The organism is Duganella sp. SG902 (assembly GCF_013376005.1).
GTDB lineage: Bacteria > Pseudomonadota > Gammaproteobacteria > Burkholderiales > Burkholderiaceae_D > Rugamonas.
Genome location: NZ_JABMJK010000001.1, coordinates 446,432 through 461,140 on the forward strand (window position 1 = coordinate 446,432; position 14,709 = coordinate 461,140).

At 64.0% G+C, this 14,709-nt stretch carries 15 protein-coding genes; 3 read left to right on the plus strand and 12 right to left on the minus strand.

Annotated features, from left to right (window positions below; all coding sequences use genetic code 11):
- Positions 1 to 23 precede the first annotated feature (23 nt).
- The 11 genes from FHW83_RS01950 to FHW83_RS02000 form a co-directional block, all read right to left on the minus strand.
- Positions 24 to 1,742, minus strand: a complete 1,719-nt coding sequence (locus FHW83_RS01950; protein WP_176644667.1) for a methyl-accepting chemotaxis protein — start codon at positions 1,740 to 1,742, stop codon at positions 24 to 26.
- Between the two features lie 121 nt (positions 1,743 to 1,863).
- Entirely contained in the window at positions 1,864 to 2,355 is a 492-nt protein-coding gene (locus tag FHW83_RS01955; protein WP_176644668.1) for a chemotaxis protein CheW, read from the minus strand.
- Between the two features lie 9 nt (positions 2,356 to 2,364).
- The gene (cheA, locus tag FHW83_RS01960) at positions 2,365 to 4,551 is read right to left on the minus strand and encodes a chemotaxis protein CheA (protein WP_176644669.1); all 2,187 of its coding nucleotides are present in this window, start codon (positions 4,549 to 4,551) and stop codon (positions 2,365 to 2,367) included.
- A gap of 48 nt (positions 4,552 to 4,599) precedes the next feature.
- Positions 4,600 to 4,965 (minus strand): response regulator, encoded by a 366-nt coding sequence (locus FHW83_RS01965; RefSeq protein ID WP_092273000.1) that lies wholly within the window; start codon positions 4,963 to 4,965, stop codon positions 4,600 to 4,602.
- 37 nt (positions 4,966 to 5,002) lie between these two features.
- Positions 5,003 to 5,551, minus strand: coding sequence for a chemotaxis protein (locus tag FHW83_RS01970; protein WP_176644670.1), 549 nt, complete (start codon positions 5,549 to 5,551; stop codon positions 5,003 to 5,005).
- Between the two features lie 38 nt (positions 5,552 to 5,589).
- Complete coding sequence (motB, locus tag FHW83_RS01975) at positions 5,590 to 6,555, minus strand: flagellar motor protein MotB (RefSeq protein ID WP_176644671.1); 966 nt, start codon at positions 6,553 to 6,555, stop codon at positions 5,590 to 5,592.
- A 37-nt stretch (positions 6,556 to 6,592) separates the two neighbouring features.
- Complete coding sequence (gene motA, locus FHW83_RS01980; protein WP_176644672.1) at positions 6,593 to 7,453, minus strand: flagellar motor stator protein MotA; 861 nt, start codon at positions 7,451 to 7,453, stop codon at positions 6,593 to 6,595.
- 130 nt (positions 7,454 to 7,583) lie between these two features.
- A complete protein-coding gene (locus tag FHW83_RS01985) occupies positions 7,584 to 8,306 on the minus strand; it encodes a trans-aconitate 2-methyltransferase (protein ID WP_176644959.1) in 723 nt (240 codons plus the stop codon).
- Between the two features lie 58 nt (positions 8,307 to 8,364).
- A complete protein-coding gene (gene flhC / locus FHW83_RS01990; protein WP_176644673.1) occupies positions 8,365 to 8,913 on the minus strand; it encodes a flagellar transcriptional regulator FlhC in 549 nt (182 codons plus the stop codon).
- 27 nt (positions 8,914 to 8,940) lie between these two features.
- The gene (gene flhD / locus FHW83_RS01995) at positions 8,941 to 9,258 is read right to left on the minus strand and encodes a flagellar transcriptional regulator FlhD (protein WP_176644674.1); all 318 of its coding nucleotides are present in this window, start codon (positions 9,256 to 9,258) and stop codon (positions 8,941 to 8,943) included.
- A 330-nt stretch (positions 9,259 to 9,588) separates the two neighbouring features.
- Positions 9,589 to 9,771: a hypothetical protein gene (locus FHW83_RS02000; RefSeq protein ID WP_176644675.1), complete on the minus strand. Its 183-nt coding sequence runs from the start codon at positions 9,769 to 9,771 to the stop codon at positions 9,589 to 9,591.
- Positions 9,772 to 9,820: 49 nt separating this feature from the next.
- Between FHW83_RS02000 and kynU the strand changes: the two genes are divergently transcribed.
- The 3 genes from kynU to FHW83_RS02015 are packed head-to-tail and all read left to right on the plus strand — an operon-like array spanning position 9,821 to position 12,618.
- On the plus strand, positions 9,821 to 11,071 hold the full coding sequence (gene kynU, locus FHW83_RS02005; RefSeq protein WP_176644676.1) for a kynureninase: 1,251 nt from the start codon (positions 9,821 to 9,823) through the stop codon (positions 11,069 to 11,071).
- A gap of 26 nt (positions 11,072 to 11,097) precedes the next feature.
- Complete coding sequence (kynA, locus tag FHW83_RS02010; protein WP_176644677.1) at positions 11,098 to 11,952, plus strand: tryptophan 2,3-dioxygenase; 855 nt, start codon at positions 11,098 to 11,100, stop codon at positions 11,950 to 11,952.
- A gap of 57 nt (positions 11,953 to 12,009) precedes the next feature.
- Complete coding sequence (locus tag FHW83_RS02015) at positions 12,010 to 12,618, plus strand: CHRD domain-containing protein (RefSeq protein WP_176644678.1); 609 nt, start codon at positions 12,010 to 12,012, stop codon at positions 12,616 to 12,618.
- Here FHW83_RS02015 and FHW83_RS02020 read toward each other — a convergent pair.
- Positions 12,611 to 14,560, minus strand: a complete 1,950-nt coding sequence (locus FHW83_RS02020) for a CocE/NonD family hydrolase (RefSeq protein ID WP_176644679.1) — start codon at positions 14,558 to 14,560, stop codon at positions 12,611 to 12,613. The genes FHW83_RS02015 and FHW83_RS02020 overlap by 8 nt on opposite strands.
- Positions 14,561 to 14,709 lie beyond the last annotated feature (149 nt).

A 14,709-nucleotide genomic window follows, 5' to 3' on the forward strand; every position in this document is an offset into this window, starting at 1 on the left:
CCGCGCGGGAGCGACGGTAACGCTTAAAACTCTTCCCACTCGTCGCCGCCCGATGGCGCGGCGGCTTTCTTCGGTGCGGCGGCCGGCTTCGGACGCGGCGCGGCGATCGCCGGGGCTGGCGCGGGCGCCGGGGCCGGCGCTGGCGCGGCCACCACCTCGCGGCGCGGCGCCGGCGCGGCACGGCGCGTGCCTTCATCGTGCGACAGCTTGAAGATGCTGACCGCCTGCGACAGCAGCTCGGCCTGCTCCTGCATGCTTTCGGCCGCCGCCGCGGCCTGCTCCACCAGCGCCGCGTTCTGCTGGGTCATCTCGTCCATCTGCGAGATGGCCTGGTTGACTTCCTCGATGCCGTTGCTCTGCTCCTGGGTGGCGGCGGTGATCTCGCCCATGATGTCGGCCACCTGGCGGATCGAGGTCACGATCAGGTCCATGGTTTGGCCGGCCTCGTCCACCAGCTTGCTGCCGGCGTCGACCTTCTCGACCGAATCGCTGATCAGCTCCTTGATTTCCTTGGCGGCGCCGGCCGAGCGCTGGGCCAGGTTGCGCACCTCGGACGCCACCACCGCGAAGCCGCGGCCCTGCTCGCCGGCGCGGGCCGCCTCCACCGCCGCGTTCAGCGCCAGGATGTTGGTCTGGAAGGCGATCCCGTCGATCACCGAGATGATGTCGGCGATCTTGCGCGAGGACTCGGTGATCGAGCCCATGGTCTGCACCACCTGCGACACCACGCTGCCGCCCTTCTCCGCCACCGACGAGGCCGAGACGGCCAGCTGGTTGGCCTGGCGCGCGTTGTCGGCGTTCTGCTTGACGGTGCTGGTCAGTTCCTCCATCGACGAGGCGGTCTCCTCCAGCGAGCTGGCCTGCGACTCGGTGCGGGCCGACAGGTCGGCGTTGCCGGAGGCGATCTCCTGCGAGGCGGTCGAGATCAGCTCGGTGCCGGTGCGCACGTCGCCCACCGTCTTGGCCAGGCTTTCATTCATGTCCTTGAGCGCCTGCAGCAGCTCGCTGGTCTCATCCTTGCCCTCGACATACACCTGCGAGGTCAGCTCGCCCGAGGCCACCTTCTGCGCCACGCTCACCGCGCCCGACAGCGGGACGGTGATCGAGCGGGTGATCACGGTGGCGCACACCACGCCCAGCGCCACCGCCACGCCGCCCAGCACAAACAAGACCACCATCAGGCTGCGGTCGGCGGCCACCGAGCCATCCATCACTTCCTTGGCGTTGGCCTGCTGCATGTCGACCAGCTTGTTGATCAGGGCCAGGGTCTGGACGTTGAGCGGGTCGATGCGCCCGGCAATCACCTTGGCGCCGCCCTCGCTGTTGAACGCCAGGATCTGGCCGATGGCCTCCTTGAAGGCGGCATCGGTGTCCTTCTCCAGCGCCGCCAGGTCGGCCAGCACCTTCTTCTCCGCGTCCTCCAGGCCGTCCGCCTTCAGATCACTCAAGGCCTTGTCGTAGCGCGCGCGCTGCTCCTTGACCTTTTGCTCTTCCTTCTGCATCAGGCTGACGTCCGACTGCAAACCGATATTGCGCATGGCGATCCCGGTTTCCAGCATGGCGCTTTTCATGATGCCGGCGTGCAGGTTCTTGGCCGTCGTCGTGGCCAGGCCGGCGGTCAGCTTGCTCTTGTTGCTGTAATTCAGGTAGTTGGTCATCAGGACCATGGCCACCAGAATCAGCAAAATGATGCCGAAGCCGATGCGTAACCGGGCGCCGATTTTGAAGTCGCGTAAGTTCATGTGAATCTCCCCTCTGTCTATGCTTATGTCGTGATGTGGCGGCGCGTCCTTCTTTTTGGGACGCGTCCGGAGTGCTGCGGCCGGCGCGGGGTCATGGCGCCGGCGGGGGTGGACGTGCCGCTCAGGCCGCCAATTGTTCCATCAGGCCCATTTCCGGGCTGGACATCAGTTTGTCGATGTTCACCAGGATCAGCATGCGCTCGTCGATGGTGCCCAGGCCGATCATGTAATCGCTGCTGAAGGCGGTGCCCATCTCCGGCGCCGGCTTGACCTGCTCCGGGGTCAACGTGGTGACGTCCGACACCGAGTCCACCACCATGCCGACGATGCGGCCATTGATGTTGAGGATGATGACCACGGTGAACTGGTCGTACACGGGCGAGCCCAGGTTGAACTTGATGCGCATGTCGACCACCGGGATGATGATGCCGCGCAGGTTGATCACCCCCTTGATGAACTCGGGCGCGTTGGCGATGCGGGTGACCGCCTCGTAGCCGCGGATTTCCTGCACCTTGAGGATGTCGATGCCGTACTCTTCCGAACCCAGCTTGAAGGCCAGGTATTCGTGGCCGGCGATGTCGTTGGCTTGCGCCGTGGTTTGTGCGTCTGCCATGTTGGCCCCCTATGAAGAAAAAATCGACTCGTCCGCCAGTTGACGCGACGAACGTATCAGCGCGGCGACATCCAGGATCAGCGACACGCCGCCGTCGCCCAGGATGGTGGCGCCGGAAATGCCCGCCACCTTGCGGTAATTGGACTCCAGGTTCTTGACCACCACCTGCTGCTGGCCGACCAGGTCGTCCACGAACAGGCCGGCCTTGCGGCCGTCGGTCTCGACGATGATCACGATGCCCTTGCACGGGTCGGTGAAGCGCGGCGCGATGTCGAACATCTGGTACAGCGGCACCAGCGGCAGGTACTCGCCGCGCACCTTGATCACGCGGCCCTTGCCGCTGATTTCCTTGACGTCTTCCGGCACCGGCTGCAGCGACTCGATCACGAAGCCCAGCGGCAGGATGTAGATTTCATCGCCCACGCGGATCGACATGCCGTCCAGGATCGCCAGCGTCAGCGGCAGCGAGATCGAGATGGTGGTGCCGAAGCCCTTGGCCGAGCGGATGTCGACCACCCCGCCCATGGCCTCGATGTTGCGCTTGACCACGTCCATGCCCACCCCGCGGCCGGACACGTCGGTCACGGTCTCGGCGGTGGAGAAGCCGGGCGCGAAGATCAGTTGCCAGACCTCGGCGTCGCTCATGTTGTCGCTCAGCGGCAAGCCGTTCTGCTGGGCCTTGGCGAGGATTTTCTCGCGGTTCAGGCCGCCGCCATCGTCCGACACCTCGATGATGATGTTGCCGCCCTGGTGGGAGGCCGACAGGAACAGGCGGCCGGCGTCGCTCTTGCCGGCGGCGCGCCGCACCTCGGGCATCTCGATGCCGTGGTCGATGGAGTTGCGCACCAAATGGGTCAGCGGGTCGACGATGCGCTCGATCAGGCCCTTGTCCAGCTCGGTGGCGGCGCCGTTGGTGATGAAGTCGACCTTCTTGCCCAGCTTGTGCGCCAGGTCGCGCACCATGCGCGGGAAGCGCGAGAACACGAAGTCCATCGGCATCATGCGGATCGACATCACCGCTTCCTGCAGGTCGCGGGTGTTGCGGGTCAGCTGGCTGACGCTGTTGAGCAGGCGCTGGTGCACCATCGGGTCCAGCGTGTCGACGCGCTGCTCGATCATCGCCTGCGTGATGACCAGCTCGCCCACCAGGTTGATCAGCTGGTCGACCTTCTCGATCGAGACGCGGATCGAGGACGACTCGGCGCCGGCGGCCGGCGCCTTCTCCTTTTCCTTTTCTTCCTTTTTAACGACTTTCTTTTCCTCTTCCGCCGGCGGCGCCTCAAGCACGATGCCGGCGGCCGCGCGGATCTGCTCCACCGGCTGGAAGAAGCCATAGCCCTGCGCGTCCTCGGCGGCGGCGCTGGCGTTGGCGCGGATTTCGTCGAGCGGCTGGAAGAAGCCATAGCCGTCGCCGGCGTTGGCCGGCTTGAGCTCGGCCACGTCGAAGAAACCGTAACCGAGTTCGTTCTCGACCTTGTCGCGCGCGGCCTTCTCCAGCTGCGCCTGGCCGTCGCTCAGGGCCGGCAGCTCGCTGATCTTCATGTCGTCCGGATTCAGCACGAACGAGCAGATGGCGATGATGTCGTCCAGGCTCTCGTGGGTGGTGACCACCATGGCGTTGCGGTCCTTGTCCAGCGGGGTGATGGCGACGTGGCCCATCAGGCCCAGCTCGTCGCCGAGCGCCTGCACCTCGCGGTGCTGCATGGCCGGCAGCTCCAGCCGGTAGCGGCGCCCGCCGCTGTGGTCGACCACCTTGGCGTCGGCGCTGGTGAAGGCCGGCGCCACCGGCGCCAGCGCCGTCACCGGCACGTCCTGCGCCAGCGACTGCAGCATCATGCGCACATTGGCCACGGCGTCCTGGTCGACCTCGCTGCCGAGGCGGTGGCCGTCCAGCTGCATCTTGAGGATGTCCTTGGCGGCCAGGAAGGCGTCCACGTGCTCGGCGGTGAGCGCCATCTCGCCCTTGCGGATGCGGTCCAGCAGGGTTTCCAGCACGTGGGTGACCTCGGTCATGTCGGTCACGCCGAAGGTGGAGGCGCCGCCCTTGACGGAATGGGCGGTGCGGAAGATCGCGTTCAGATCCTCGGCGTCGGGCGCGTCGACGTTGACGGCCAGCAGCAGCCGCTCCATTTCAGCCAGCAGTTCCTCGGCCTCATCGAAAAAGACCTGGTAAAACTGGCTTATATCGATGGTCATGGTGATACTCCGTTACGTTCGCTTTGCATCATTGCATGCGCTTTCTTATCAGCCGATGACCTTTTTGACGACCTCGATAAGCCGCTGGGGATCGAAGGGCTTGACCAGCCAGCCGTTGGCGCCGGCGGCGCGGCCCTTGGCTTTCATCTCGTCGGACGATTCGGTGGTCAGCATCAGGATGGGGGTCTTGGCGTAGCTGGGCAGCTCGCGCAGGAGTTTGATGAGTTCCAGGCCATCCATGCGCGGCATGTTCTGGTCGGTCAGCACCATGTCGACGTTCTGCAGCTTGGCTTTTTCCAGGCCGTCCTGGCCGTCCACGGCCTCCACCACCTGGTAACCGGCGGCCTTCAGGCTGAATGCCACCATCTGGCGCAGGGAGCTGGAGTCATCAACTGCAAGTATAGTCTTAGCCATCTTATTTTCTCACTCAGTAAATCAATGTATGTAGTTATTAGAACAGCTCGATGTCGCCGCTCTCCAGGTGTTGCTGACTGACCGCCTTGCGCAACACGCTGCGCAGCTCCAGGCTCTGGATGGCCAGCGCCATGCTGACCTTGCCCAGCAGCTCGACGATCTGCTCGTTGTCGCTCTCGGGCAGCATTTCCGCGCCGTGGGCGCCCAGCGTGCCGAGGAATTCGCGCAAGCCGGTCACCCGCTTCAGGGTCCGATCCAGCAGCTGGCTGGTCATGTCCTGGAATTGCAGGCTGGTGATGGCGGCGTTGACGTAATTGCCGACCTGCCCCTGCAGCGCCTCCAGCTGGGCGCGCTGCTCGGGCGTGGCGGTGCCGCCGTCCAGCAGCAGCTGGATGGTGGCCTGCTCCGCCTCCACCGTCTTGTGGATGGCCATGAAGTTGTAGGACAGCTTTTCAATCGCCTCCTCCAGCAGCAGGCCGGTCTGGATCAGGTCGGTCTCGACTTCGGTCAGGTGCCGGCGACCGTGGTCAGACACGCCGGACAGCAGGCGCTTGACGTGGGAACCCAGAATTTTTTTTCTCGTCATAACAGTCTCGTTTTACTTCACTTCCGCTTTTACCTGCGTTATTTCCGTACCGGCGGTCCGGCCGGCGCGAGCCGCTCCGGCAACGGCGCCCCGGCGGCGGCGGCGGCGGCGGCGGCCTCCTCGGCCCCGACCTCGATCTGGCGGCCGTCGCGCAGCACGCTTTCCTCGGCGCGCCTGTTCATCACCACGATGCTGATGCGGCGGTTGATCGGGTTGAACGGGTCGGCCTTGTCGAGGTTGACGGCCGAGGCCAGCCCGACCACCCGCAACACCTTGGAATCCTGCATGCCGCCGACGATCAGCTCGCGGCGCGAGGCGTTGGCGCGGTCGGCCGACAATTCCCAGTTGCTGTAGCCGGTCTCGCTCATGTACGGCGTGGAATCGGTGTGGCCGGACAGGCTGATGCGGTTGGGCACGTCGTTCAGCACGAAGCCGATCTCGTGCAGGATGTCCTTGGTGTACGGCTGCAGCTCGGCCTTGGCCAGCGCGAACATCGGGCGGTTCTGCTCGTCCACGATCTGGATCCGAAGGCCGTCGTTGGTGATGTCCAGCAGCAGCTGCTCCTTGTACTTCTTGAGCAGCGGGTTGGCGTCGATCTTGTTCTCGATCTTTTCCTTGAGCGCCTTCAGGCGCTGGTTCTCTTCCGCTTCCAGCGCGGCCTTGGCGGCGGTCAGGTTAAAGGTTTTCTTGACGGCGGGGTCGTCGCTGGCCTTGACCTGGCCGTCGGTGCGGGTCAGGTCCTTGCCGCCGCCCTTGATGACGGACGAGCTGTCGCCGCTGCCGGAGCCGCCCGACATGGCCACCTTGAGCGGCGTCTTGAAGTATTCGGAAATGCCGTTGAGGTCGCCCTTGGTGGTGGAGCCGAGCAGCCACATCAGCAGGAAGAAGGCCATCATCGCCGTCACGAAGTCGGCGTACGCGATCTTCCAGGCGCCGCCGTGGTGACCACCGCCGCCCTTCTTGATGCGCTTCACGATGATAGGCCGCAAGCCCTCTTCAGCCATGATTCTTCCTTAACATAGTGACCGTGACCAGCATGGCTTACTTCGACTTCGATTTCTTGATGTGGTCTTCCAGCTCGTTGAAGGTCGGACGCTCGGTCGAGTACAGCACCTTGCGGCCGAACTCCACCGCCAGCGCCGGCGCGTAGCCGTTCAGGCTGGCCAGCAGGGTGACCTTGACGCACTGGTACATCTTGGTCGACTCCTCCAGCTTCTGCTCCAGCAAACTCGACAGAGGGCCGACGAAACCATAGGCTAACAGAATACCGAGGAAAGTACCGACCAAGGCGTGCGCGATCAGGATGCCCAGCTCGGCCGGCGGCAAGCCCACCGATTCCATGGTGTGCACCACCCCCATCACCGCCGCCACGATGCCGAAGGCCGGCATGCCGTCGCCCAGCTTGGCGATGGCGTGGGCCGGCGCGGCGCCCTCGTGGTGGTGGGTTTCAATCTCGATGTCCATCAGGTTCTCGATCTGGAACGCGTCCATATTACCCGACACCATCAGGCGCAGGTAGTCGGTCATGAATTCCACGATGTGGTGGTCTTCCAGCACGCTCGGATATTTGCTGAACAGCGGGCTTTGCTCGGGGCTGTCGATATCGCCCTCGATCGACATCAGGCCTTCCTTGCGCACCTTGGACAGCACGTCGAACAGCAAGGACATCAGCTCCATGTACAGGTCCTTGGTGTAGCGCGAGCCCTTGAACAGGGTCGGCATCGCCGCCAGCGTGGACTTCAGGGTCTTGGCGTTGTTGCCGACCAGGAAAGCGCCAGCCGCGCCGCCGCCGATCATGACCAGCTCCAGCGGCTGCAGCAGCGCGGCCAGGTGGCCGCCATTCATGGCAAAGCCGCCGAACACGCCGACACAAACCACGACATATCCAATGATGACTAACAAGTGTGCTGACTCCCCAGTGCGAAAACCGGCCGAATTGTGTCTGAGCGGGCCGGTTTTTCAATAATTTACATATAGAACTACAATAGCCTGAGTCGGGGTGGGCGGGCAAGAGAATAACGTCAAATGATGCTTAAAAGTACCATATGTAGAGTGGAACGTCGCCCTCGGTGGCATGCAGGATGCGATCCGCTGGTCTTTCCTCAACGATAAATTCGTAGCTGACGAGCATCGATCCAGGACACATTTCAGCGCGCGTCTTGCGCCACAGCGCGGGCATGGCGGCCGGCGACAGGTAGGCGAACACCAGGTCATAGCGGCTGAAATCCAGCTTTTCATAATCGCCGCGCACGAAGCGCGCGCGGCTGCCGGACAGGCGCGCGCGCAACCAACTATACAGGAACGGCAGCGGCGCCAGCTCGATGCCACTGACCTCGGCGTCCGGCCGCGCGCGCGACAGGTACAGCACAAAACCGCCCAGCCCGCTGCCGATGTCGATCACCCGCGCCGGCTTGTCGGCCGGCAGCAGCTGGCGCACCGCGTCCCACACGGCCGGCCCGGACGGGTAGTACGGCACCTGGGTGCGGAAGGTCGACCAGTACCAGCCCAGCAGCAGCAAAAAGCCCAGCCCGAACAGCCAGGACGGCAGCTGCAGCGCCAGCGCCGTCAGCACGGCCAGCGGGAACAGCAGCTGGATGGCGCGCCACCAGCGGGCCAGGCCCAGTTTCCAGGTCAGGCCGGCCGCCAGCACGCCCTGCACCACGGCCACGCTCAGGTAATCGACGGGGAAACGAAAACTGGCCATCACATAAATGATGGCCAGTGTGAGCGGCACCGCGCCGCACTGGATCAGCATGGCCCGCACGGCGGGCGCGCGGGCGATACGTTGTAGATAAGGTAAGGTCACGCCGGCATTATGCCGCCAATGCCTCCGTTTCGCGCGATTTTTTGGTCTTGCCGGCGCGCGAAGGCATGTGGCACAGGCCGCACACATAGCTGCCGTTGAGGTCCATGGCGTTGACCACGAACTTGCCCTGGCATTTGTTGCATGGCGCCAGCTCCAGCATCTTGCTGCTGAAGAAGCGCACCAGGGTCCAGGCGCGGGTCAGCGACAGCAGCGGCTCCTCGCCCGGCTCCGGCGGCATTTGCTCGAGGTACAGCTTGTAGGCCTTCATCACCGCCTCGATGCCGGTGGCGCCGGCATGGGTCACCAGGAAGCTGTGGATATTGATGAACAGCGAGGAATGGATATTCGGCTGCCAGGTCAGGAACCAGTCGGTCGAGAAAGGCAGCATGCCTTTCGGCGGCGACACGCCCTTCAGCTCCTTGTACAGCTTGAGCAGGCGCTCGCGCGACAGCGAGACCTCCGACTCCAGCAGCTGCAGGCGGGCGCCCAGCTGAATCAGTTCGATGGCCAGCTGGATTTCCTGGGCTTCCGATACGACGCTTTTCTTGGCGGCCATGATCTATGCTCCGAACGCTGACGACGGTTAAACGATTTCTTCGGCCGGCTGGCCAGCCATCAGGATGGCGGCGTGCGACTGGGCCAGCACGCGATCCTTGTTATAGTTGGTCAGCATGGCCAGGATGGCGCTGTCGTCGAAGCGGAAGCGGGCCAGCATCATGTTGCCGCCTGCCAGTTTCAGGATTTGGGCGTTGCTCATGCCTTCGATCAGGTCGGCGATTTCCGCGGCGATGCCGAGGCGGAAGATCGCGGTGACTTTGTCGGCGCGGATCATTTGCTGAGCCAGCATCAGGTAGCTCAGGTTAGCGTCGCGGATTTCAGCCATCATGTCGTTTGCGGTCATTTTCCCTACTCCTTACAGTTTTTCTCTCTGTCGGAACACTTTTGCGTTTCCGTTGAGATACATTCTGCTTGAGCAACAAATGCACGAGAAGAGGTGACTCTCCGTATTTTTTGCCGGGAAATGACGAACGCAACCTGTCGGTGTTTGTCTGACAAACACTCGCAGATCACTCATCCACGCCCTTGCGGCGTAGGTTTCTTGCTGGATACAAGCTTCAAGAAAAGCCCTGTTTTGAATCGAAAAATAAAGCGGCAAAGCGACTCTTTTTTGCGACATCCAACCCGGTAACGGCAGCCCTTTTGGAAACTTTAGGGTTTTTTGAAAAAATTTTTAAATTTTTTTCGATTTGCCGCGACGGGCGCTTTTCTGTTCGTCTAAGAACGGTAACGGCAGGGCTTGAGGGAACTTTAGGGCTTTTTCCGAAAAAACCTGAAAATTTTTAGAAAGCCCCTGAAGTCCGGCAATAATGCGGTGAAGAGTTAAAATTTGCCGCTTAAAAATCGGCTCGATCACCTATTTTTCCGGTTACACTCACTACTTTAGACCTCAAACATCACCCCAAATGACCACTCGCAACCACTGCCTGGAACGCGACACGCAAGACCCGCTCGCCCCGCTTCGCGACCAATTCGACTTGCCGGACGGCGTTATTTATCTGGACGGCAACTCTCTGGGCGCCCGCCCGAAAGCCGCCCTCGCCCGCGCCCAGCGGGTGATCGCCGAGGAATGGGGGCGCGACCTGATCCGCAGTTGGAACACGGCCGGCTGGTTCGAATTGCCGAAACGGCTGGGCAACCTGCTGGCGCCGCTGATCGGCGGCGCGGACGGCGAAGTGGTGGTGACCGACACCACCTCGGTCAACCTGTTCAAGGCGCTGGCGGCCGCGCTGATGATGCAGGCGCATGACCCGGAGCGCGCCGGCCGCCGCGTGATCGTCACCGAGCGCGCCAACTTCCCGACCGACATTTACATGGCGCAGGGCCTGACCGCCTGGCTGGACCGCGGCTACGCGCTGCGCCTGATCGACAGCCCGGACCAGCTGCCGGCCGCCGTCGACGCCGACGTGGCCCTGGTCATGCTGACCCACGTCAACTACCGCACCGGTTATCAATACGACATGAAGGCCACCAGCGCCCTCGCCCACGACGCCGGCGCGCTGATCGTCTGGGATCTGGCGCACTCGGCCGGCGCGGTGCCGGTGGACCTGCATGCCGACGGCGCCGACCTGGCGGTGGGCTGCACTTATAAGTACCTGAACGGCGGTCCCGGCGCGCCGGCCTTCATCTGGGTGCCGAGGAAGCACCAGCCGCGCTTCCAGCAGCCGCTGTCCGGCTGGTGGGGCCACGCCGCGCCGTTCGCCATGGCGCCCGACTTCCAGCCAGCCGACGGCATCGCGCGCGCGCTGTGCGGCACCCAGTCCATCGTCTCGCTGGCCCTGGTGGAATGCGGACTGGACGTACATCGCCAGGCCAGCATGGCCGCCATCCGCGCCAAATCGCTGGCGCTGACCGACCTGTTCATCGAACTGGTGGAGGCGCGCTGCGCCGATCATCCACTGGGACTGGTGACGCCACGCGAGCACGCCCGCCGCGGCAGCCAGGTCAGCTTCACCCATCCGCACGGCTACGCGGTGATGCAGGCGCTGATCGCGCGCGGCGTGATCGGCGACTACCGCGAGCCGGCCATCATGCGTTTCGGCTTCACGCCGCTGTACACCAGCTATGCTGACGTATGGGACGCGGTGGAGATCCTGCGCGACATCCTGGACCGCAAGGACTACAACGTCGACGCCAAGCGCGACGCGGTGACTTGAGCGTGGCCTGAAACGAGATAAACAATATGAGCGAAAATAAATGCCCGATGCATGGCGCGGCCGGTGGTGAGTGGCACGGCGCCCAAATGGACTTCAGCAACGACATGAGCTACGGCGACTACCTGGGCCTGAACCAGATCCTGCACGCCCAGCACCCGCTGTCGCCGAATCACAACGAGATGCTGTTCATCATCCAGCACCAGACCAGCGAACTGTGGATGAAGCTGATGCTGCACGAGATGCGCGCGGTGCGCACCCACATCCAGACCGACGACCTGCCGCCGGCCTTCAAGATGCTGGCGCGGGTGGCCCGCATCATGGACCAGCTGGTGCACGCCTGGGACGTGCTGGCCACCATGACGCCGCCGGAATACACGGCGATCCGCCCCTACCTAGGCGCATCGTCCGGCTTCCAGTCCTACCAGTACCGCGAGATCGAATTCATCCTCGGTAACAAGAACGCGGCCCTGCTCAACGTCCACGCCACCACGCCCGAATTCCCGCTGCTGCAACAGGCGCTGGCCACGCCATCGATCTACGACGAAGCCGTCAGGCTGCTGGCCCGCAACGGCCTGCCGATTTCCGAGGCGCGCCTCAACGTCGACCCGACCCAGCCGACGGTGGCCGACGACTCGGTGCAGCAAGCCTGGCTGGAAGTCTACCGCGACCCGACCCGCTACTGGGCGCTGTACGAACTGGCCGAGAAACTGGTGGACATGGAAACCGCGTTCCGCTTCTGGCGCTTCCGCCACGTGAGCACGGTGGAGCGCATCATCGGCTTCAAGACCGGCACCGGCGGCACGGCCGGCGTCAGCTACCTGCGCAAGATGCTGGACGTGGTGCTGTTCCCCGAACTATTTGCACTCCGCACGGCGCTCTGATCCGGGAACTCGCGCGCGCCGGCCCTCTCTAAGCTAAACACTTAACAGGGAGGGTCTATGAAACAACACGTACGCAACTGGGCAGCAGCGAGCCTGCTGTGCATCGGCGCGGCGGCGGCCGGCATGGCCAACGCCGCCACCCACACCACCATCCTGACCGGCGCCAAGGAAGTGCCGGCCAACAGCTCGCCCGGCATCGGCGCGGCCGCCATCACGTTTGATCCGGCCGCCCATGTGCTGGAACTGGGCGTGGCCTTCGCCGGCCTGCTGGGCCAGAGCACCGCCGCCCACATCCACTGCTGCACCGCCGATCCCGGCGACGGCCTGGCCGGCGCCATCACGCCCTCGTTGACTGGTTTCCCGCTGGGCGTCGCCACCGGCGCCTACAGCCATACCTTCGACACCTCCCTGGCCGCGACCTGGAACCCCTTGTTCCTGAGCGCGCACGGCGGCACCACGGCCGGCGCCGAGGCGGCCTTCTTCGCCGGCCTGAACGCCGGCACGGCCTACCTCAACATCCACAGCATGGCCGCGCCGGACGGTGAGATCCGCGGCTTCTTCGCCCCGGTCCGGGCGGTGCCGGAGCCGGCCAGCTTCGCCATGCTGGGACTGGGCGTGCCGGCCGTCCTGCTGCTGGCGCGCCGCCGCAAGACCGGGGCTACCTGACGCTGGCGCCGACCAGCGGCAGCTCGATATAGCTGTCGTGATAGATGCGCTGGGTGGCTTTCCTGTAATCCGCAGGCTGGGCGTGGAAGATATTCTGCACGAAGGTCTGCGGATTGCGGTCATACAGCGGGAACCAGCTGGACTGGATCTGCACCATGATGCGATGGCCCGGCAGGAACACATGGTTGGCGGTCGGCAGCGCGAAGCGGTATGGCAGCGGCGTGTTGGCGGCGAGCGGCTTGGCCTGCGCCGGGTTTTCGCGATAGCGGCCACGGAAAATATCGGCCGAAATCATCAACTGGTATCCGCCCAGCTCAGGCTGCGCCGCCACCTGGTCCGGATACACATCGATCAGCTTGACCACCCAGTCGGCGTCGGTGCCGCTGGTTGAGGCCAGCAGATGGGCCACCGGCTCGCCGCTGATCTTCACCGGCGCGGTCAGCACGCCGGTGGTGTAAGTCAGCACATCGGTGCGGCCCGAGGCCTCGCGCTGGTCGTCGACCAGCCAGCGCGGCCAGGTCTGGCCCTTGGCCTCGTCGTAACCGAACGGCGGGATCGGCCGCTGGCGGAACGGCACCGGCTTGGCCGGATCGGAGATATATTCGTCGTAGGCGTTCTTTTGCGCCGGCGCCGCCAGCGGCGTGGGCGCGCTATTGGTCAGGTTCAGCCGCGCATTGGCGGCCAGGCGCAGCGTGGCCGGCGCGATAAAGCAGCCTGTCGCGCAACCGGCCGGCCAGCTGTCGAGCGCGCGCCATTTGTTGGTGCCGGTCTCGAATGCGTTGACTGGCGCGATGGCTGGCGCCGATGCGTCATCCTTCAGATAACGGTCAAGGAAAGGCATCAGGATCTGCTCGCGGAAGTGCAGGCCGGTGTCGCTGTTGAACTTGATCGGCCCCAGCTTGCTGGCATCGCCATCCTGGCCGCCGTGGTTCCATGGCCCGATCGCCAGGAACACCTTGTTGTCCTTGTCGTTCGGCTTGATCGCCTTGTAGACCGCGATGGCGCCGTAGATGTCCTCCGCATCCCACAGGCCGTGCACCAGCAGGGTCGGCACCGTCACCGGCTGTTTGGCGAGGATCTTGTCGACCGCCTGGCTCTGCCAGAACTCGTCGTAGGCCGGATGGGCCACCACCTTGCGCCAGAAGCCGCTCTGCTCGACGCCGCGCTGGCGCGCCAGTTCGCCGGCCGAGCCGGCGCGCAGATACATATCGTAATCGTCGTAGTGGCTGGTGAACCAGCGCGCGTCGTTGCGGCGCGTGACCACCTGTTCCAGAATATAGCCGAGGTTAATTTGCCGGAACGCGCCGTGGTGGAACCAATCGTCGCCGCGCCAGCCGTCCACCATCGGATTCATCGGCACCGCCACCTTCAGCGCCGGATGCGGATTGACCAGCGCGATCAGCGGCAGATAGCCATCGTAGGAACCGCCGATGATGCCGACCTTGCCGTTGGACTCCGGCACATTCTTGCTGAGCCACTCGATGGTATCCCAGGTGTCGGTGGAATGGTCGATGGCGGTGGGGTTGAACGGCGAGCCGGCCATCGGGCGGTTCATCACATAATCGCCCTCGGAGCCGTACTTGCCGCGCACATCCTGCACCACGCGGATATAACCGCCCTTGACGATCACGTCCGGCTGGTTGTCGTAGCCCTGCAGGATGGACTCCATCTGCGCGTTCTCGGCGTGATTGACCATCTCGGCGGCGTTGTAGGGCGTGCGCGTGAGCAGCATGGGCGCGTCGCGGGCCTTGCGCGGGATCACAATCACGGTATTGAGCTTGACGCCGTCGCGCATCGGAATCATGACCGCGCGCTTGACGTAATCGAAGCTATCGACCGGCGCCTTGAATTCGTCCGGCGTTTCGCTGGGCAGGGGATTTTGCGCGTAAGCGGACAGGAAAGCGCAGGCCAGAACAGCCAGCGCGAGTGCGGATTTCTTCATAAAAACTCCGGGGTCAGGTCCTCCAATTCTACACGGCCCCAGCTGTATCTTGCGATAGCGCTGGGCTCGTGTAGAAATGGAGGACCTGACCCTAACGCCTGACCCTAACGCCCGCTAACGCCGCTAAGTTAAGCCTTTTTTGAACGCAA